Annotated in this window: 18 protein-coding genes; 6 read left to right on the forward strand and 12 right to left on the reverse strand. The window is 77.0% G+C overall.

Annotated elements, in window-relative coordinates:
• Positions 1-4 precede the first annotated feature (4 nt).
• On the reverse strand, positions 5-1012 hold the full coding sequence (locus KRAD_RS15965; RefSeq protein WP_012086681.1) for a YeiH family protein: 1008 nt from the start codon (positions 1010-1012) through the stop codon (positions 5-7).
• Positions 1013-1155: 143 nt separating this feature from the next.
• On the opposite strand from KRAD_RS15965, the gene KRAD_RS15970 reads away from it, so the two are divergent.
• Positions 1156-1953: a sugar phosphate isomerase/epimerase family protein gene (locus KRAD_RS15970; protein ID WP_012086682.1), complete on the forward strand. Its 798-nt coding sequence runs from the start codon at positions 1156-1158 to the stop codon at positions 1951-1953.
• A 48-nt stretch (positions 1954-2001) separates the two neighbouring features.
• Here KRAD_RS15970 and KRAD_RS15975 read toward each other — a convergent pair whose 3' ends face one another.
• Positions 2002-2433 carry a DUF1810 domain-containing protein gene (locus KRAD_RS15975; protein WP_012086683.1) on the reverse strand — a complete coding sequence of 144 codons (432 nt, stop codon included), beginning with the start codon at positions 2431-2433 and terminating at the stop codon, positions 2002-2004.
• A 66-nt stretch (positions 2434-2499) separates the two neighbouring features.
• On the opposite strand from KRAD_RS15975, the gene serC reads away from it, so the two are divergent.
• A complete protein-coding gene (serC, locus tag KRAD_RS15980; protein ID WP_157873625.1) occupies positions 2500-3639 on the forward strand; it encodes a phosphoserine transaminase in 1140 nt (379 codons plus the stop codon).
• 75 nt (positions 3640-3714) lie between these two features.
• Positions 3715-4014: a DUF1540 domain-containing protein gene (locus KRAD_RS15985; RefSeq protein WP_012086685.1), complete on the forward strand. Its 300-nt coding sequence runs from the start codon at positions 3715-3717 to the stop codon at positions 4012-4014.
• Here KRAD_RS15985 and KRAD_RS15990 read toward each other — a convergent pair.
• The 3 genes from KRAD_RS15990 to KRAD_RS27635 are packed head-to-tail and all read right to left on the reverse strand — an operon-like array spanning position 3999 to position 6971.
• Positions 3999-5195, reverse strand: a complete 1197-nt coding sequence (locus KRAD_RS15990; RefSeq protein WP_041293350.1) for a class I SAM-dependent methyltransferase — start codon at positions 5193-5195, stop codon at positions 3999-4001. The two genes, KRAD_RS15985 and KRAD_RS15990, sit on opposite strands and share 16 nt — an antisense overlap.
• A 43-nt stretch (positions 5196-5238) precedes the next feature.
• The gene (locus KRAD_RS15995; protein WP_012086687.1) at positions 5239-6525 is read right to left on the reverse strand and encodes an MFS transporter; all 1287 of its coding nucleotides are present in this window, start codon (positions 6523-6525) and stop codon (positions 5239-5241) included.
• Positions 6522-6971, reverse strand: a complete 450-nt coding sequence (locus KRAD_RS27635; protein WP_049821238.1) for a MarR family winged helix-turn-helix transcriptional regulator — start codon at positions 6969-6971, stop codon at positions 6522-6524. The genes KRAD_RS15995 and KRAD_RS27635 overlap by 4 nt, the downstream gene beginning before the upstream one ends.
• Before the next feature lie 171 nt (positions 6972-7142).
• Between KRAD_RS27635 and KRAD_RS24510 the strand changes: the two genes are divergently transcribed.
• Positions 7143-9338 (forward strand): putative bifunctional diguanylate cyclase/phosphodiesterase, encoded by a 2196-nt coding sequence (locus KRAD_RS24510; protein WP_012086689.1) that lies wholly within the window; start codon positions 7143-7145, stop codon positions 9336-9338.
• Here the strand turns inward: KRAD_RS24510 and KRAD_RS16010 are convergent.
• Together KRAD_RS16010 and KRAD_RS16015 are read right to left on the reverse strand one after the other, a co-directional pair.
• Positions 9335-10567, reverse strand: coding sequence for an aminotransferase-like domain-containing protein (locus KRAD_RS16010; RefSeq protein ID WP_012086690.1), 1233 nt, complete (start codon positions 10565-10567; stop codon positions 9335-9337). The genes KRAD_RS24510 and KRAD_RS16010 overlap by 4 nt on opposite strands.
• Before the next feature lie 166 nt (positions 10568-10733).
• Positions 10734-11522, reverse strand: coding sequence for an SDR family NAD(P)-dependent oxidoreductase (locus KRAD_RS16015; RefSeq protein ID WP_083782277.1), 789 nt, complete (start codon positions 11520-11522; stop codon positions 10734-10736).
• A gap of 48 nt (positions 11523-11570) precedes the next feature.
• Here KRAD_RS16015 and KRAD_RS25170 point away from each other — a divergent pair, with 48 nt between their 5' ends.
• On the forward strand, positions 11571-11819 hold the full coding sequence (locus KRAD_RS25170) for a DUF2530 domain-containing protein (protein ID WP_012086692.1): 249 nt from the start codon (positions 11571-11573) through the stop codon (positions 11817-11819).
• A 44-nt stretch (positions 11820-11863) separates the two neighbouring features.
• On the opposite strand, the gene KRAD_RS26115 is transcribed toward KRAD_RS25170, so the two are convergent.
• From KRAD_RS26115 to KRAD_RS16040, 4 genes are all read right to left on the reverse strand, one after another.
• A complete protein-coding gene (locus tag KRAD_RS26115) occupies positions 11864-14821 on the reverse strand; it encodes a sacsin N-terminal ATP-binding-like domain-containing protein (protein ID WP_012086693.1) in 2958 nt (985 codons plus the stop codon).
• 146 nt (positions 14822-14967) lie between these two features.
• Positions 14968-15966, reverse strand: a complete 999-nt coding sequence (locus KRAD_RS16030) for a DUF3027 domain-containing protein (protein ID WP_012086694.1) — start codon at positions 15964-15966, stop codon at positions 14968-14970.
• Positions 15963-16352: a cold-shock protein gene (locus KRAD_RS27825; protein ID WP_041292155.1), complete on the reverse strand. Its 390-nt coding sequence runs from the start codon at positions 16350-16352 to the stop codon at positions 15963-15965. Before KRAD_RS27825 ends, KRAD_RS16030 begins: the two co-directional genes overlap by 4 nt.
• 129 nt (positions 16353-16481) lie before the next feature.
• A complete protein-coding gene (locus KRAD_RS16040; protein WP_012086696.1) occupies positions 16482-17207 on the reverse strand; it encodes an HAD family hydrolase in 726 nt (241 codons plus the stop codon).
• Between the two features lie 173 nt (positions 17208-17380).
• On the opposite strand from KRAD_RS16040, the gene KRAD_RS16045 reads away from it, so the two are divergent.
• On the forward strand, positions 17381-18004 hold the full coding sequence (locus KRAD_RS16045; RefSeq protein WP_012086697.1) for a superoxide dismutase: 624 nt from the start codon (positions 17381-17383) through the stop codon (positions 18002-18004).
• A gap of 177 nt (positions 18005-18181) precedes the next feature.
• Here KRAD_RS16045 and KRAD_RS16050 read toward each other — a convergent pair whose 3' ends face one another.
• A complete protein-coding gene (locus KRAD_RS16050) occupies positions 18182-19078 on the reverse strand; it encodes a LysR family transcriptional regulator (protein WP_012086698.1) in 897 nt (298 codons plus the stop codon).
• Positions 19079-19141 lie beyond the last annotated feature (63 nt).

The raw sequence follows: 19141 nt of genomic DNA on the forward strand, positions 1-19141 counted from the left end.
CCGCTCAGCCGACGTGGAGGAGCTCCACCCCGGCCAGGGCGACGCCGGCGACCAGGGCCCAGGAGCTGAGCCCGAGGACGAGCGAGCGCCCGCCCGTGCGGACCAGGTGCGGCACGTCGATGCCGGTGCCGAGGGCGAAGAGGGCGGCCACGAGGAGGACCGACTGGACCTCCTGGGCCCCGTCCAGCACCCCGGCGGGCAGCAGCCCGGTGGCGCGGACGACGACGGCGGCGACGAAGGCCGCGACGAAGAACGGCAGCACCGGCGGGCGCTGCGCGGTGCCGGTGCCGACGGTGCGGCGCCGACGCAGCGCGACGAGCGCCACCAGCGGGGCCAGCAGCAGGACCCGCGACAGCTTGACCACCACGACCGTCGCCAGCGCCCCCGGCACCCGGTCGCCGGTGGCGACGGCCTGCCCGACGTCGTGGACGCTGGCCCCGGCCCAGGCGCCGAACTGCTGCGCGTCCAGCCCGAGCGGCCCCCGCAGCAGGGGCAGCAGGACGATGGCCAGCGTCCCGCAGAGGGTGACCAGGGCGATGGCGGTCGTCGTGTCCTCGTCGTCGGCGTCGGTGGCCGGGCGCACCGCGGCGATGGCGGAGGCCCCGCAGATGGAGAACCCGGTCGCCACCAGCAGGGAGCGGGCGGGGGGCAGGCCGAGGGCGCGGCCGATGAGCTGGGTGCCGAGGAACGTCACGACGACGACGACGAGGACGAGGGCGATCCCGCCGAACCCCAGGGCGGCGACGCCGGCCAGCGGCAGCTGCAGCCCCAGCAGCACCACGGCGATCCGCAGCAGGCGCTTGGCGGCGAAGCCCGTCGCCGGTCTCCAGGAGGCCCGGAACGTCCCCGTGCTGCGCAGCACCGCGCCCAGGGCGACGGCGACGGTGGAGGCGGTCAGGGCGGAGGTCAGGCCCTCCACCGCGAACGCGGCGGCGGTGGCGACGGCGACGACGAGGAGGCCGGGCAGCAGGGGCCGGAGGACCCCGGCGGGACGGGGCGGGACGCGGAGCACCGCCCCACCCTCTCCCGGGGCGAGTGCCCCGGGAAGTCGGCCGGTCCCGTGGAGCCACAGGCGGGGCCTGTGACGTTGACCCCGGGGGACGGCTGTGCCACGCTGCGGGAAAGCGCATTCCAACGAGGACGACGGAGTGGACGATGGACCCCGCGCGACTCAGCCTGAACCAGATCACCGTGAACACCCTCGGCCTGCCCGAGGCGCTGGACGCCTGCGTGCGCCACGACGTCGGGGCGATCGCCCTGTGGCGGGACAAGATCGCCGCGGTCGGCCTCGACCGGGCCGTGGAGCTCGTCGCCGCCTCCGGCGTCCGCGTCAGCTCCGTCTGCCGCGGCGGGATGTTCACCACCGGCGACCCTGCCGACGTCCTCGCCGACAACCGCCGCGCCGTCGACGAGGCCGCCGCCCTGGGGGCCGACGCCCTGGTGCTGGTGTGCGGGCCGCTGACCGACCACGACCTCGCCGGGGCCCGGGCGCGGGTCCGCGACGGCATCGCCGCCCTGCTGCCGCACGCCTTGGCCGCCGGGGTGCCCCTGGCGATCGAGCCCCTGCACCCGATGATGATCACCGAGCGCTCGGTCGTCGTCTCGCTGCGCCAGGCCCTCGACCTCTGCGACGACCTCGGCGAGGGGGTGGGGGTGGTCGTCGACGCGTACCACGTGTGGTGGGACCCCGACCTCGACGCCCAGCTCGCCCGGGCGCGCGGACGGGTCCGCGGCTACCACGTCTCGGACTGGCTGCCGCGCACCTCCGACCTCCTGCTGGACCGCGGGATGGTGGGCGAGGGGGTCATCGACCTGCCCCGGTTGTCCGCGGCGGTGGCCGCGACCGGCTACGACGGGCCCGTGGAGGTGGAGGTCCTGTCCTCGCGCTGGTGGGCCGAGGACCCCGACGAGGTCGTCCGCACCGCGCGGAAGCGGTTCGAGGAGTTCGTCTGACGCCCCGCCGGACCCGCGGCCCGGCCGGCCCGGGCGGCCCGGGCGGGGTCAGTCCCGGCTGAGCCGCTCGGTCGTCTCCCCGTCCCGCTCCCCGCCGAAGTACTCCTCCAGGACCCCCGCGAAGGAGGGTTCGTCCGGGTCGGCGGCGGCGAACAGCGTCATCGAGCTGCGCAGCTTCACCGCGTCGATCCCGCCGAACACCGCCTCGGCGTCCTTCTCCGGCAGGTCGAGCAGGGTGCGGGCGCACTCGCGCAGCCGGTCCCCGAGCGCGGGGTGGGCCAGGTAGGCGCGCGCCTCGTCCAGACCGCTGATCGCGTAGCGCACCGAGGTCGGGCTCGTGCCCAGACCGGCGAGCTGGGGGAAGACCCACCACATCCAGTGCGTGGTCTTGCGCCCGGCGCGCAGCTGCGCGCAGGCCTGCTCGAAGGTGTCGCGCTGGGCGTCGAGGAAGCGGGCGAGGTCGTACGGGTGGGTGCTCACCTCCCCGACTCTGCCCCCGGACGGACGTCCCTGCGCGGCGGTCCGGACGTGCGGGAGGATCTGCCCGTGAGCCACCACGTCCTCCCCGCCTCCCTGCTGCCCGCCGACGGCCGCTTCGGCTCCGGCCCCTCCAAGGTCCGCCCCGAGCAGGTCGCGGCCCTCGCCGCCGCCGGGGCGGGGGTGCTCGGCACCTCCCACCGCCAGGCGCCGGTGAGGTCGCTCGTCGCCCGCGTGCGGGCCGGGCTGGCGGAGCTCTTCGCGCTGCCCGCGGGCTACGAGGTCGCGCTCGGCAACGGCGGCAGCACGGCCTTCTGGGACGTCGCCACCCTCTGCCTGGTGCGCGAGCGCACCCAGCACCTGGTCCTGGGGGAGTTCTCCGCCAAGTTCGCCGCCGCCGCCGCGGCCGCCCCGTTCCTGGCCGAGCCCGTCGTCGTCCGGGGCGAACCCGGGACCCTGCCGCGGCTGGGGGAGGTCGCCGAGGGGGTCGACGTCGTCGCCTGGCCGCACAACGAGACCTCGACCGGGGTGATGGCCCCCGTGCTGCGCCCGGCCGGTCCGCACCCCGCCGACGGGGGCCCGCTGGTGGTCGTGGACGCGACGTCGGGCGCGGGCGGGCTGGCCGTCGACGTGTCGCAGACCGACGCGTACTACTTCGCGCCGCAGAAGTCGTTCGCCTCCGACGGGGGGTTGTGGATCGCGCTGCTCTCGCCCGCGGCGCTGGACCGCGTCCACGAGGTCGCGGCGACCGGGCGGTGGGTCCCGGCGTCGCTGGACCTGGGGATCGCGGTGGAGAACTCCCGCAAGGACCAGACCTACAACACCCCCGCCGTCGCGACCCTGGTGATGCTGGCCGAGCAGGTCGAGTGGATGCTGCGCCGCGGCGGGTTGTCGTGGGCGGCGGCACGTTCGGCGGAATCCGCGGGGATCGTCTACGACTGGGCCGGGGCGCGGGAGTGGGCGCAACCCTTCGTGACCGAGCCCGCCGCGCGCAGCAACGTCGTCGCGACCGTCGACCTCGACCCCTCGATCGACGCCACGCACGTGCAGGACGTGCTGCGGCACAACGGGATCGTCGACGTCTTCCCCTACCGCAGCCTGGGGCGGAACCAGTTGCGGATCGGGGTGTTCCCGGCCGTGGAACCCGCCGACGTGCGGGCCCTGACCCGGTGCGTGGACCACGTCGTGGCGGGGATGAGGAAAGCCTGACCTGGCCTTTTCTCCGGGGGTCAGGAAAGGCGTTCCTTGCTGGTCAGGAATGCTCCCCGGGGTTACGTTCGGTCCATGGCGACCGTGAACCTGGACCTGACCCCCATCCACCAGTGCTCCGTCGACGGCTGCACCTTCAACGCCGCGACGGCCTGCCACGCCCCGACGATCACCGTGGGCGACCACGGCGCGAACCACTGCGGGACGTTCCTGGGCCTGCCCACCAAGCACGGCTCGACGCCCGCGGGGCACGTCGGGGCCTGCCAGCTGGCGGACTGCACGCACAACTCCGACCTCAGCTGCACCGCCCCCACCATCGAGGTCGGGACCACCGCGTCGGGCTCGACGGAGTGCCTGACCTACGCCGCCGCCTGACGCACCGCCCGCAGCTGCGGGGCGAGCATCCGCGCCAGCGCGGGTTCCACGCCCCACGCGCCGGTCAGCTCGTCGAGCTCGGCGAGCAGCTCCACCACCCGTGAGCCCTGCGGTGCGCCCGTGCGGACCGCGCGGATCATCGCGTTGCGCGGGGTGTGCGCGGAGTCGATGAACTCCACGACCTCCACGCGGTAGCCGAGCAGTTGGAGCACGAGCGCGCGCAGGGTGTCGGTGAGGACGTCGGCGAAGCGCTCGCGCAGGATCGCGTGCCGCACCAGCGGCGAGCGGTCGCCGTGGGCGACGAGCTGGCGCTGGACGTCGCGGTGGCAGCACGGGGCGGCGAGGACCAGCGGCGCCTCCCAGCGCACCGCGCGGGCCAGCGCCTCGTCGGTCGCGGTGTCGCAGGCGTGCAGCGCCATGACCACGTCCGGGGTCGCGGCCTCGAACGGGTCGGCCCCCTCGATCGAGCCCACCGCGAACCCCAGCCCGGGCAGACCCGCCTCCGCGGCGGCCCGCCGGCCCGTCGCGACGACGTCCTCGCGCACGTCGACCCCGACGGTCGCCAGCTCCCGTCCGGTCTCCCGCGCCCGCTCGCCGAGCCAGCGGTGCGCGGCGAAGGTCAGGTAGGCGTTGCCGCACCCGAGGTCCACGGCCCGGACCACCGGGCCGGAGCGCTCCAGCACCGCGGGGGTCAGCGGGGCGAGCTGCCGCACGAACGCCTCCACCTGCCGCCGCTTGTCCCCGCCGGCGCCGAGGACGCGGAACAGCGGGTCGTCGGGGTCGACGAGCCGCTCCTTGGCCTTGTCGTGGCGCTGCGGCCCCGCGGCGTGCTCGGCGGGGGCGCGGTGGACCTGCGCCTCGCCCCGCTTGGTGATCCGGACCTGGACGACCTCGCGCGCGGTCTCCACGTGGAGGTTCCCGTAGGGCTGCGCCAGCAGCTCGTCGACGGCACCGCCTGCCTCCGCCACCGCGACGTTGCGGGTGGTCACGACCGGGCCGGTGCGGGCGGTGAACTGCAGGTGGGGGCCGTTCTTCAGCTGCACCGGCCGCACCTCGACCCGCTCGGCCGGCGGCGGTTCGAGCCCGCGGCGGCGTCCCGCGGCCACGGCGCGGGCGAGCTGCCCGGTGTCCAGCAGCAGGGCGCGGACGTCGGCGAGGGCGGTCGGGAGGTCGGTGGGCACGGGGTCCATCCTCCCCCCGCCGCGACCGCGCCCCGCACGGACCTCAGGCCGCGGCGGAGTCCCGCTCGTCGCGGGCGAGGGGCACGATCCGCAGGTGCGGGCTGGTGCGCAGCGACCACCCGACCCGGACCCGCGCCCGGCGCAGCAGGTAAACCCCGACGACGACCGCGACGAGGACCGAGGGGATCGAGCCGACGAGGATCGACCACTGCGGGCCGAACCGGGTGCCGACCCAGCCGACGAACGGGCCGCCGACGACGGTGCCGCCCTGCACGAGGGACATGTAGATCGCCATGACCCGCCCGCGCATGCGCGGTTCGGTGCTCAGCTGCACCGTCGCGTTGGCCGCGGTCAGCAGGGTCAGCGAGGCCAGGCCCGTGAAGGGCAGGACGACGAGGTAGAGGACGTAGGTCGGCATCAGGGCGGCCGCCGAGGAGAGCACCCCGAAGGCGGTCGCGGCCCCGATGAGCAGCCGGTGGCGGGGGCGCTCGCGGCGGGCGGCGACGAGGGCCCCGGCCAGCGACCCGACGGCGAGCGCGGTGCCGGCCAGGCCGAACCCGGCGGAGCCGGTGCGGAACTCCACGCTGGTCATGAGGGCGCTGGTCAGCTGGAAGTTCAGGCCGAACGTCCCGACGACCCCGACGAGGACGAAGACCGCCATCAGCTCCGGGCGGGCCCGGACGTAGGCCAGGCCCTCCCTCATCCCGCCCGTCCCGACGGCCGGCCTCACCCGGGGGACCGGGTGCGCGGGCCGCATGAGGTGCAGCACGACCAGCGGGGCGGCGAAGGAGAGGGCGTTGAGCAGGAACACCGGCCCGGTGCCGATCCAGGCGATGAGCACCCCGGCCAGCGCCGGCCCGAGGAGGCGGGCGGAGTTGAAGGACGCGGAGTTCAGGCCGATCGCGTTGGGCAGGTCCTCGCGGGGGACGAGCTGGCTGACGAACGTCTGCCGCACGGGCCCGTCGATCGCCGAGGCGCAGCCGAGCAGCGCGGCGAGCACGTAGACGTGCCAGAGCTCGGCCCGTCCCGACATCACGAGGACGGCCATCACCAGCCCGAGGAACCCCATGGCGGCCTGGGTGGCCATGAGCGTGCGGCGCTGGGGGAAGCGGTCGGCGATGGTGCCCGCGACGGGGGCCAGCAGCAGGATCGGGCCGAACTGCAGCCCGGTCGTGATGCCGGCGGCCGTGCCGGAGCCGTCGGTGAGGACCTGGATGACCAGCCAGTCCTGGGCCACCCGCTGCATCCAGGTGCCGGTGTTGGAGACGATCGAGCCCGCGGCCCAGAGGCGGTAGTCGCGGTGCCGCAGGGAGCGGAAGGTCTGGTTCACTCGCTGATCACCGTGCGCAGGATCCGGGCGGCCTCGGCCAGGGTGGCGCGCTCGGCGTCGGTGAGGGTCTCCAGGCGCCGGCTCAGCCAGGCCGCGCGCCGGGCCCGGGTCTCCTCGACGACGCCGCGCCCGGCGGGGGAGACGGTGATGAGCACCTGGCGGCCGTCGTCGGGGTGGCCGGCGCGCTCGACCAGGCCCTGCTCGACGAGGCCGGCGATGGTGCGCGTCATCGAGGGCGGGCGCACGTGCTCGGCCTCGGCGAGCTCGCCGGGGGTGCGCGGACCCTGGGTGAACAGGTGCGCCAGGACCGAGAACTGGGCGTCGGAGAGCTCGTCGACGCTCTTCTCGGCCCGCAGCCGGCGGGCGGTCCGCAGGAGCGAGACGCGCAGGTCGACGGCGAGCTGGTCGGTGGTGGGAGGAGCGGGGCGGGTCCGGGCGGCGGGCACCGCTCCACGGTAATCCTTAGGTGAGCTAATTACCACCGGCAACGACCCTGCGGGGTGCGGGCGGGAAACACCGTCGAGCTTCCCTGGATGCATACGGCGCGTTAGGATCGGTCACGTTGTGTAGCACCGGTCGGGTTCCCCGGCCCGCGGCGTGGAGGGTGGGACGAACGAGTGAGCGGTTCCCCGGCGGCCTCGGCCACCCGCAGGGCGCGTCGAGCGCTGGAGCGGGCGGCAGCGTCCGCGTCCGAACGGCACGAACCCGTCCTGGAGGTCACCGCGCCCCCCCAGGTCCTCGACCCCGGGCCGGACCTGCTGCGCGCCCAGCGGCGCCTCGCCGAGTCCCAGGACCTCGCCGCCCTCGCGGAGGAGCTCGTCGCCGAGGTCCACCGCTGCGGGCACCAGCGCGTCCTGCTGCTGGAGACCGTCGCCCGCTCCCGCCACCGGGAGCTGGAGGTGCTCACCGCCCGCGGCGACCTCTGCCCGGCCCCCGGCCACCGGCTGACCGGCGGCGACCTCACCCGGATGGCGCCCACCGCCGTCGTCGAGCTCGTCCCCGGCCACCCCCGCGCCCCCCGGCTCGCGGTCTGGGGGACCGTCGCCGGCTCCACCCTCGAGGTCCTGGCCTCCGCCGGCGGTGCGGTCTGGCGCGCGCTGGTCGCCACCGAGGAGGCCCGCCGCGCTGCGCGCGAGGCCACCGGGGCGCAGCTGCTGCTGTCCGGGGCGCTGCGCCTGGCGGGCCTCGGCTCCTGGTCCTGGGACCCCGCGACCGGCGTCGTCCGCCTCGACGACCGGCTGCGGCGGATGCTCGGCCTGTGCCCCACCGACCCCGACCCCGACCTGGAGACCTGGCGCAGCGGGATCCACCCCGACGACCGCGGCCCCTTCACCGGGGTCGAGGACCCCGCCGCGCACGTCGGGACCTCCGCCCCGTACCCCTTCCGGGTCACCTCCGCCGACGGCACCGAGCGCACCTTCCTCGGGATGAGCGTCCCGCTGGCCACCACCAGCTCCAGCGCCGTGCAGGGTCTCGTCCTCGACGTCTCGGCGGGGGAGAAGTCCACCGGCGAGCTCGTCCGCCTCGCCCAGTGCGACTCCCTCACCGGCCTGGCCAACCGCTCGGTCATGGACCTGCGCCTCGTCGAGGCGCTGGAGACCGCGACCCCCACCGACGCCGTCGCCCTCGTGCTGCTCGACCTCGACCGCTTCAAGCTCGTCAACGACACCCTCGGCCACCAGATCGGCGACGCGCTGCTGCGCCAGGTCGCCGTCCGCCTGCAGGACGCCGTGCCGCCCGGAGCCGTCCTGGCCCGCCTCGGCGGCGACGAGTTCGTCGTCATGGTCCCCGGCGTCGACCGGCCCGAAGCGGTGTCGATCATGGCCCGCGACCTCCTCCGCCGGCTGCGGGCGCCCATGATGCTGCCCGGGCTGCCCGAACCCTTCGTCTGCACCTCCAGCGCCGGGATCGCCGTCGGGCACAGCGGCACCGCCGACGACCTGTTCCGCAGCGCGGACATGGCCCTCTACCGGGCCAAGGACGGCGGCCGCGACCGCGTCGCCCTCTACGACTCCGCGATGCGCCACGAGGCCCAGGCCCGCCGCGACGCCGAGCACCGCGTCCGCCGGGCGCTGCGCACCGACGGGCTGCGGGTGGTCTGGCAGCCCATCGTCAGCCTCAGCGACCACGAGATCGTCGCCGCCGAGGCCCTCGTCCGCCTCGAGGACCCCGTCGAGGGCCTGCTCGAGCCCAAGGAGTTCGTCGACACCGCCGAGGACACCGGCCTCATCGTCGACGTCGACACCTGGGTGCTCGGGGAGGTGCTGCGGCAGCTGCGCGAGTGGCGCCGCGCCGGCGTCGGCCTGCAGGTCTCCTTCAACGTCTCGGGCAAGACCCTGGAGCACCCCTCCTTCGCCCACCGCCTCGCCCACAGCGTCGAGTCCACCGGCGCCTCCGGGTCCTCGCTGCTGGCCGAGGTCACCGAGCGCACCCTCATCGACCTCTCCAGCTCCACCCGGGCCAGCCTCGGGGAGCTGCGCAGCATCGGGGCCCGCGTCGGCCTCGACGACTTCGGGACCGGCTACTCCTCGCTGTCCTACCTCGACCGCTTCCCGCTGAGCTTCCTCAAGATCGACATGAGCTTCGTCCGCCCGCTCGGGACCTCCGACCGCGCCGAGGCCGTGGTGCGGGCGCTCATCAGCCTCGCCCACGCCCACGGGATGGTCGTCACCGCCGAGGGCGTGGAGACCGAGCTCCAGGCCGCGATGCTGCGCGACATGGGCTGCGACCGCGCCCAGGGCTACCTCTTCGGCCGCCCCGTCGTCGCCGCGGCGCTGCCCCAGGGCGTGCTCGGCCCCCGGTTCCGCCCCTAGCCCGACGCCGGCACCGTCCCCAGCGCGGCCTCCAGCGCGGTCCCCAGCCGCGCCACCCCCTCGTGGATCCGCGCGGGGGTGTGCGTCGTGAACGACAGCCGCAGCGTCGCCCGGTCCGGTGCCCCGGCGAAGAACGGTTCCCCGGGCACGAACGCCACCCCGGCGGCCAGCGCGCCCGGCAGCAGGGACGCGGTGTCCAGCGTGCCGCCGGGGTCCGGCAACCGGACCCAGGTGAACATGCCGCCCTCGGGGCGGGACCAGGAACTGCCCGCGGGCAGCGCGTCCGCCAGGGCCGCGAGCGCGGCGTCGCGGCGCTCGCGGTAGGCGGCGACGACGGTGGCGACGTGGGCGTCGAGGTCGGTCCGCGCCAGGTAGACCGCCGCGGCGGCCTGGTCGACGGTGGAGGTCTGCAGGTCCGCGGCCTGCTTGGCGACCACGAGCGCCGGGCGCAGCGACCTCGGGACCCGGGCCCAGCCCAGCCGCAGGCCCGGGGCGCCGGTCTTGGAGAAGCTGCCCAGGTGCACGCACCGGTCGGCGAGCGCCGGGTCCGCGGCCAGCGGGGCGACGTGCTCGCCGGAGTAGCGCAGCTCGCCGTAGGGGTCGTCCTCGACGACCCAGGTCCCGTGCTCCGCGGCGAGTTCCGCGATCCGGGCGCGCCGCGGCGCGGGGAGGGTGCGCCCGGTCGGGTTCGCGAAGTTCGGGACGAGGTACAGGACCCGCGGGCGGTGCTCCCGGAGGACCTCCTCGACCGAGGCCGGGACGACCCCGTGCTCGTCGGCGGCGATCCCGACGACGCGCGCCCCGGCCAGCGCGAACGACTGCAGCGCAGCGAGGTAGCTGGGTTCCTCCACCGCCACGACCGCGCCGGGTTCCAGCAGGGCCGTCGTCAGCAGGCTGAGGGCCTGCTGCGAACCCGTCGTGATCAGCAGGTCGTCCGGCTCCGTCGGCAGACTGCGCCGGGTGAGGCGGGCGGCGACGAGCTCCCGCAGCGCCGGGTCGCCCTCGCTGGCCGCGTACTGGAGGTTGCGCCGCGCCGCGTCCCCGGTCAGTGCCTGCGCGTAGGCCTCGCGCAGACCCTCCACGTCGAACAGCTCCGGGGCGGGCAGCCCTCCCGCGAAGGAGATCACGTCCTCGTTCCCGACGAGGGCGAGCAGGTCCCGGACGGGGGAGGAGCGCACCCCCGCGAGCCGGGAACCGATCGGCGGCAGGGGGGCGGGGACGGTGGGCACGGAGGGCTCCTCGGGGCGGCGGTGGGGTTTCGTGCCGCCCCGCGACGGTCGTGGCGTCACGGCGCGACGGGGACGCGGCCGGGGTGAGGAGCGTTCGGGCCGAGGTTACACGGCGGGTCGCGCGCCGGGTCGGGTGTTTTCGTCCGCGCGCCGGGTCGCGCGGGGTTCAGGCGCCGGGCGGCACGCGGTGCACGTGCGCGGCGTCGGCCTGGGCGATCGGCCGCAGCACGACCTTGTCGAGGTCGACGTGGGCGGGGCGGGTCACGGCGAAGGCGATGACGTCCGCGACGTCCTCGGCGGTGAGGGGGGTGAGCCCCTGGTAGACCTTCCCGGCGGCCTCCGCCGACCCCAGGCGGACCACGGAGAACTCCGTCTCCACCATGCCGGGGGCGATCTCGGTGACCCGCACGGGCTCGCCCAGCAGTTCCTGGCGCAGCGTGCGGCACAGGGCGTTCACGCCGTGCTTGACCGCGGTGTACCCGCCGCCGCCGGGGTAGACCTCGAACCCCGCGATGGAGCCCAGGACGACGACGTGGCCGTTGCCGCCGCGGCGCACCCCCGCCAGCAGCGCCTGGTGGACCCGCAGGACGCCGACGACGTTGACGTCGTACATCGCCTTCCAGCCCTCCGGGTCGCCGTTCTCGACGGTGTCGGAGCCGAAGGCGCCCCCCGCGGAGTGCACGACGACGTCGACGTCCCCGACCTGCGCGGCCATCGCGGCGACCGACGCGGCGTCGGTCACGTCGAGGGCGACGGCGCGCCCGCCGACCTCGCGGGCCAGTTCCTCGCAGCGCTCGACGCGGCGGGCGGCGGCGACGGTGTCGAAGCCGGCGGCGGCCAGCGCCCGCACGGTGGCGGCGCCGATGCCGCTGCTGGCCCCCGTGACGAGGGGCGGTGCGGCGGCGGGGGGTCTGCGGGGCGTCGGTGGTCTGCGGGGCCATGCGGGCCATCCCAGCAGACCGCGGGCTGGAGCGGCGCGCGGGGGAGGGAGGACACTGGGCGGGTGCCGCTGTTCCTGCCCCCCTCCCGGGCGAAGCCACCGCCCCCGCCGATGCGCACCGACGACCGGCTCGCCGTGCTCGTGGGCCTGGCGGTGTGGGCCGTGCTGCTCCTCGTGGCCGTCGCGGTGCCGGAGGTCCGCGGCACGGGTCAGGGGCGCTGGCTCGGTTCCTGCGTGGCCGGGGTGGTCCTCGGCCTCCTCGGCCTCGCCTTCGTCCACCGCCGCGACCACCGGGACCGTCGCGGCCGGTAGGGCCCGGGGGCCGGTGGGACCGCGGTGCCCCCCGCCCGCGCGGGTCAGCCCGGCAGGCCGGGCAGTTCCGCGGCCAGCGCCGCCGTCGGGTCGGCCGCGGTGAGCACCTCAGCGAGCGCCGTGCGCAGCGACCAGCGGCCCACCGCCTGGGCCAGCCCGGCCGCGGCGGCCGCCGCGTCGACGGCCAGGACCCCGCCGTCCTCCCCGACCCAGAACCGGACGGGCTCGCCGTCGCAGCGCAGCCGCTCGACGTGGCGCCACGACCCGGGCAGGTCCGGGGCGAGGACGGCGGCGGCCGCGGGGACCTCGCGCTCCTCCCCGCCCGGGTGCTCCACGACCCCCGCCGCCCGGTCGGAGGAGAGGTCCAGGTCCAGCAGGTCCGCCACGGCCACCGCGGCGTGCGCCGGGACGAGGACCCGCGGCCCGAGGTCGGTGCGCTGGGCCCACGCCGGGGACTCCACGACGACCGCGTCGCCGGCCGCCGCCACCACCACCCGCCCCCCGGCGTCGAGGGCGGCCAGGCGCGGCGGCGCGGCGAGGACGACGTCGCCGGCGCAGCGGCCCAGCAGCCCCCACAGCACCAGCAGGTCCACCGGCGCGGGCGGCTGCTCCGCGCTCAGGCGCAGCAGCGCCGGCAGGTCCTCCGCCCCGGCCGCGCCCAGGTCCGGCAGCACCCCGAGCGCGGCCCGGGCCGCGGCCGGCAGCGAGGCGCTCCAGCCCGGCGCCACCGGGACCCACGCCGGGGCGCGGCCCCCCGCGGTGCGCGAGACCTCCGGCAGCGGGCCGTGCCGGCGCAGCCACCAGGACGTCAGCCCCGTCCTCCGGTGCTCCCCGAGGCACCACGGGGCGGTGAGCGCGCGCAGCCCCGCGGGGGTGCCGGCGAGGTCGGCGAGGACCTCCGGCCACGCCCCGACGACGAGGTCGAGGTCGCGCACGACGACGACGTCGGGCACCGCGGCCCCCTCGTCCAGCACGTCGCCCCAGACGTCCTCGACGTACTCCGCGAAACCCGCCAGCCCCGCCTCCTCGCCCGCCCCGGGATCGCCCAGGTCGAGCTCGTCCAGGTGCGTCAGCGCCGGGCCGGACAGCACCCCCACCGCCCGCAGGACGGCGGATCCCCACTCCCGCAGCGTGTCCGGCGCCACCGGGACGACGTCGTCGGGGTCGAGGGCCCGTTCGGCGAGGGTGCCGGGCAGCAGCAGCGCACCCGCCGGGGCGAGGTCGTCCACCTCGTCGGGCAGGGCGAGGTCGGCCAGCCAGGGGAGGTCCTGCGCGGTGCGCCGCACCGCGTCCTCGTCGGGGGCGCCGCCGGGGCCGGTGACCACCGCCGCCACCAGGTCCAGCACGGCCCCGGCCACCTCGTCGGGGTCCTCGGCGTCGGGGGAGGCCGCGACCGCGGCCCGCACGGCGGGATCGGTCAGCACCGCCCACGCCCCGCCCTCGCGCGCGCCCAGGCGCAGCAGCAGGTCCCGGCCAGGACCCTGCGAGGCCACCGGGTCCACCACCCGCAGCCCGTGCCCGGCGAAGACCCGCGCGGCGGCGGGGTCGAGCAGGTCGGGGTCGTCGAGCAGGACCGTCCCGCGGGGGCCGTGGACCCGCCGCCCGTCCAGCAGGGGGACCGGCAGGCCGGACATCGCCTCGCGGGCGGAGGGGTCCGCGGCCAGCGGGGCCAGCGCCGCGAACAGGTCCCGGCTGCCCGTCGCGTCCAGCCCGGGCAGGACGTCGAGGACGTCGGCCAGCCCCAGCCGGGCGACCCCGAGCTCGGTGAGCAGCCGGTCCGCGGAGCGCGGGGCCGCGATCAGCCCGGCCAGTGCCGGGGCGAGCGCGGCCAGCAGCGCGGGGTCGTCGGCGCCGGCGCCGGTGAGCGCCACCGCGGAGCTGGGCCGCAACAGCAGCGGGGCGGCCCCCCCGTCGTGCCCGGGGTGCTCCACGGCCACCAGGAGCGGGGCGTCGCGGGCCCGGTCCAGGACCCGGCGGCGCAGCTCCGCGTCCACCCGCCCGGCGCCGAGGCCGAAGGGGAGCAGCGCCGGGGCGTCGCCCCCGTCGGCGGCGACCTCGGTGAGCAGCGCGCAGTACGCCTCGGCCGCGGCGTCGAGCAGGGCGTCGGTGGCCCGCCCGGGCGCGAGCCGGCGCCGGTCGGGACCCAGCGGGAACGTCGCCACCAGGACCGCCGGCCACGGCAGGTCCTCGTCGGTGGGGGTCGGGGCGCACACCACGCCGGGCAGGAGCGCCGGGGCCGGACCGTCCCCGGTCTCGTCCCCGGGTCCGGCGGCCCCGGCGGGCAGGGCCCAGGTCAGCTGCCAGCCCAGCCGGCGGCGGTCCTCCACCCCGCGGTCGGCGAGGTCGGCGGGGTCGTGGCGGCCGGTGCGGCGCAGCACCCGCCAGCGCCGCCCGACGTCGGTCACGCGCCGGGCCGGGTGCCCCGGCACCTCCACGACGACCTCGGCCAGCGCGGGGAGCGCGAGCAGCAGCACGTCGCCCACGCCGTGGCGGACCCCGGGGGCCAGCAGGGCCTCCACCGCCGCGCGGGCCTCGGCGTCGCGCAGCGGGAGGTCCACGACGGTGTCGTAGCCGGCCGGCACCTGCGCGGCGTCGGGGGCGGGGAAGGGCAGCCGCAGCGCCGGCACGTGACCCTCGCGGCGGTCCACCTCGGCGACCAGCCCGGGCGAGGCGCCCGCCCGCAGCAGGGCGGCGGATTCCGTGCGGGAGAAGCGGACCGCGCCGGTCGAGGAGCGGATCGCCGGGGCGTCGGTGACGGCGAGGACGGCGGCGAACCCCACGCCGAAGCGCCCGACGACGCCCGGCGCGCCGGCGGGGCCGGCCTTGGCGCTCGCGCGCAGGGTGGCGAGCCCCTGCACCCCCTCGGCGTCGAGCGGGGCGCCGGTGTTCGCGGCCAGCAGCCGGCCCGGGCCCCCGGCGGGGTCGTCGAGCAGCCGCAGCAGCAACCGGCCCTCGACGCCGGCGTCCGCCGCGGCGTCGGCGGCGTTCTGCGCGAGCTCCACGACGAGCCGGTCGCGGTAGGCGCCCAGGGAGGCGTCCTCCTCGGCGTTGGCGTCCTCGCGCAGCCGGGCGGGGGAGTCGGCCCACCCGGCCAGGACCCGCGCCCGCAGGGCGGCCGTGCCGAACGGGTCGTCCCCGCCGAGGGGGGTCAGGAGCTCGGGTCCACGAGCTCGAAGGCGGCCGGGTCGAGGTCGTCGACGACCAGGGGCGACGCGGGGGCGTCCGCCACCACCTCGACGTCGGTCTCGCTGTGGGCCCCGCAGCCGTGGTCGGCGCTGACGACGCGGGCGTCCTCGGGGGACCACTCGTTGGCGCAGACGCCGAAGACCTGGCGCAGGGACCCGGCCAGGGGCAGGAAGAAGCCGCACGTCGAGCACGGCGCCTTGGCGTTCTCGGCGATCTCGGTGCGCGGGCCGCGGTCGCCGTCGTACCAGCGCGTCGCGGCCTCGTCGCGGCCGAGGGGGGAGAGGACGCGCTCGCGGCCCAGGCCCAGCTCCCAGAGCGCCAGCTCGTCGGCCTCGGCGTCGCCGGTGGCCTCGTAGCCCTGCTCCAGCAGCGGGTCGTCGGCCTTGCGCGGCAGGGTGTCCTGCGGGCCGACGTCGCCGGGGGCGATGCGCTCGGACCACGGCAGCCACTCCGGTGCGCGCAGGGCGTCCTCGCCGGGCAGCAGGCAGACCTCGTTGACGGTGACGTTGCGCGCGCGGGAGGCGCGGGTGACGGTGACCGTCCAGCGCCAGCCCCGGTAGCCGGGCAGCAGGCAGGCGAAGGCGTGGCTGACGATGCGGTCGCCCTCGGCGGTGGCCTCGAGGTGCTCCCCGACGCTGTCGTCCTCGGCGACCTCCTCGGCCGCGGTGCGGGCGAGGTCGACGGCGGCGGCCGCGGCGGCGTCCAGGGTGGGCTTGCGGGGGCGGCGGGCGCGCTTGGCGGGCACCTCGACGCCGGCGGTCTCGGGGTGCTCCCCGGCGCCGGCGTCCTCGGCGACCTCCTCGGCCGCGGCGAGCTCGACGGCGGCGGCGGCGGCCGGGGTGGGCTTGCGGGGGCGGCGGGCGCGCTTGGCGGGCACCTCGACGGCAGCGGCCTCGGGGGCTTCGGGGGCCTCGACGGCCTCGGGGGTGGCGCCGTCCAGGGGCGCGGTCGCCTCGCTCACGCGCCGGCCTCGAAGTCGTCGGCGACGGCCCGCAGGACGGTGGCGACCTTCTTCGCCCCGGCCTTGTCGGGGTAGCGCCCGCGCCGCAGCGACCCGGAGACCCCGTCGAGGAGCTTGATGAGGTCCTCGACGATCGGCACCACGTCCTCGGGCTTCTTGCGCGTCGCGCGGGCGACGGAGTGCACCGGGTCGAGCAGGCGCACCGAGAGCGCCTGCGTCCCGTTCTTGCCCTGCACGACGCCGAACTCGACGCGGCTGCCCTTGGACAGCGTCGTCGTGCCCGCGGGCAGCGCGGAGGCGTGCACGAACACCTCGGCGCCGTCCTCGGCGGCGAGGAAGCCGAACCCCTTGTCGGCGTCGAACCACTTGACCTTGCCAGTGGGCACGGGAACCTTCTCCAGTTGCGGTGCCGGGCGCTGCGGCGGGGCCGCGCGCACCGGCGGGTGTGCGTTCATGTCTCGAGAGCCGGCGGCGGCGCGCCCGGGGGCGGCGCCGCGACGGCGGTCCCCCCCAGGTTAACGGGGGACGGGGGTCCCGCGCTCACCGCGGCGCAGGTCCGCGACGTGGGTGGTGAGCCAGGCGGGGAAGTCCTCCAGGCCGGCGAGCACCACGTCGGCGCCCGCGGCGCGCAGCGCGGGCGCGTCGTGCGCGCCCGTCGTCACCGCGACGGCGACGGCGCCGGCCACCCGCGCGGCGCGCACGTCCCCGGGGTGGTCGCCGACGTAGGCCGTCGCCCCCAGCTCCGCCAGCCGCACCCCCTTGGCCTCGGCGAAGAGGTCGCCGGTGACGTCCGCCGCCGCGACCGAGCCGGCCAGCCCGCTCACCGCCAGCACGCGGTGCACGTTGGGGGCGTGCTTGGCGCTGACGACGACGCTGCGCCCGCCGTGGGCGGCGGGGGCGGCGAGCGCGGCGGCCGCACCGGGGTAGGCCCGGACGGAGTCGACGCCCAGCACGGGGTAGAGCCCGCGGTAGCGGGCCGCGAGGGCCTCGACGGCGCTCGCGGGGGTCCCGGGGGCCAGCCCGGCGAGGATGAGCTCCAGCGGCATCCCGGCGTAGGGGCGGGTGTCGGCGGCGGTGACGGTGACGCCGGCCTCGGCCAGCACGGCGATCAGCGTCGCGGCGATGCCGTCGCTGGAGTCCACCAGCGTCATGTCGAGGTCGAAGCCCACGACCGGCGCCACCGGCGGGACGGGGGCGGCCGGGGCGGCCGCGACGTCGTCGGTCTCGGGCGCGCTGCTCACCGGGCCAGCCTAGGTGGACCCCGGCGGCGGGGGGGCGTCCGCCCGGTGAGACGCTGCGCACGCCGCTTGCGCGCCTCCCGGGGCTGCGCAAGGGTCGCTGTGCGAGGCGGGCCGGTGCCGCCGGACCTCGTCCCGCGCACGACGACGTTCGAAGGAAGGGACGAGGAGAACGCATGGCTGACTACACGCTTCCGGATCTGCCCTACGACTACTCCGCGCTCGAGCCCCACATCTCCGGGGCGATCATGGAGCTGCACCACGACAAGCACCACGCCACCTACGTGGCCGGGGCGAACACCGCGCTGGAGAAGCTCGCCGAGGCCCGCGCCAAGGACGACCTCTCGACGGTGAACCTGCACGAGAAGAACCTCGCGTTCAACCTCGGCGGGCACGTCAACCACTCGGTGTTCTGGCCGAACCTGTCCCCGGACGGCGGCGACAAGCCGGTCGGCGAGCTGGCCGCGGCCATCGACGAGAACTTCGGTTCCTTCGAGGGCTTCCAGAAGCACTTCACCGCCACCGCCCTGGGCATCCAGGGCTCCGGCTGGTCGATCCTGGCCTGGGACTCCATCGGGCAGAAGCTCGTCAACGTGCAGCTCTACGACCAGCAGTCGAACCTGGCCCTGGGCCTGGTGCCGGTCCTCATGCTGGACATGTGGGAGCACGCGTTCTACCTGGACTACAAGAACGTGAAGCCGGACTACGTCAAGGCGTGGTGGAACGTGGCGAACTGGGCCGACGCGGCGCAGCGCTTCGAGCGTGCCCGCACCCAGACGGTGGGCCTCATCGTCCCCTGAGGACGCCCGCGCACCGCTGAGCGACCCCCCACCCCGCGCGCGGGGTGGGGGGTTCTGCACGTCCGGGGGCGGCGGTGGGCCGTCGAGCCGGCGGGGCCCGGGGAGCAGCGCGTGCCCGGGGTTCCGCGTGCGGCTCCGGGCGCCGGTGCCGGATCCTGGGAACGTTCCCGCGCCCGGTCACCCCGCCGGGGCCGCCAGGTGCCGGCGCAGTTCGGCGAGGAAGGCCCGGGTCGCGGCGGAGGACGTCGCCCCGGCGTGCAGGACGCAGCTGCGCCGGACCGGGCCGTCGGTGACGACGACGGTGCGGACCCCGTCCCCGGCCTCGCCGCCGCGCACCGCCGCGGCCGGGAGCAGGGCCACGCCCGCCCCGGAGCGCACCAGGTCCAGCAGCAGCCGCAGGTCGTCGGTCTCCACCACGACGTCGCGGGCCAGGCGGGCCGCGGCGAACGCCTCGTCGGTCTGGCGCCGTCCCCCGGTCCCGGCGGGGAAGTCGACGAAGGGGCAGGCGGCCACGTCCCGCAGCCGGACCCGGCGCCGCGCGCGCAGCGGGTGGTCGGGGCCGAGGACGGCGACGTGGGGTTCGGTGGCCAGCACCTCGGCCTCGACCCCGCGCGGCGGGGCGTCCAGCGGGAACCCGGCCAGACCCGCGTCGAGGGTGCCCGCCGCGACCTGGGCCAGGGTGATCTCGCTGCTGTGCACGGTGACCGAGGCGCGGATCCCCGGGTGGGCCCGGCGCAGCGCCAGCAGCACCTCGTGCAGGCGCAGGTCGGGCAGGGTGGGGATGGTCCCGATCCGCAGGCGGCCCTCCACCGCCCCCGAGGCGGCCACGACGTCGGTGCGCAACCGGTCCAGCTCCGCCAGCACGCTGCGGGCCCGGGGGAGCAGCGCCTCCCCGGCCGGGGTCAGCCGCACCCGGCGGCTGGTGCGCTCGAACAGCGGGGCCCCGAGCTCCTCCTCGAGGGCGGCGACCTGGTGGCTGAGGGCGGACTGGGCGATGCCCAGCGCGGCCGCGGCCCGGGTGAAGTGCAGGCCGTCCGCGACGGCGAGGACGCAGCGCAGCTGCAGCGGGGTCACCCCCGCAGGCTAGCCGTCGATCGGGTTCCGCGATCGGTCCCGACCCGTCGATCGCTTGGACAG

This window comes from Kineococcus radiotolerans SRS30216 = ATCC BAA-149, from assembly GCF_000017305.1.
Classification (GTDB): domain Bacteria; phylum Actinomycetota; class Actinomycetes; order Actinomycetales; family Kineococcaceae; genus Kineococcus; species Kineococcus radiotolerans.

Excerpts from the sequence above, each read along its gene's own strand:
- KRAD_RS15970 (WP_012086682.1), top strand. The coding sequence starts at position 1,156 with ATGGACCCCGCGCGACTCAGCCTGAACCAGATCACCGTGAACACCCTC.
- KRAD_RS15985 (WP_012086685.1), top strand. The coding sequence starts at position 3,715 with ATGGCGACCGTGAACCTGGACCTGACCCCCATCCACCAGTGCTCCGTC.
- KRAD_RS16045 (WP_012086697.1), top strand. The coding sequence starts at position 17,381 with ATGGCTGACTACACGCTTCCGGATCTGCCCTACGACTACTCCGCGCTC.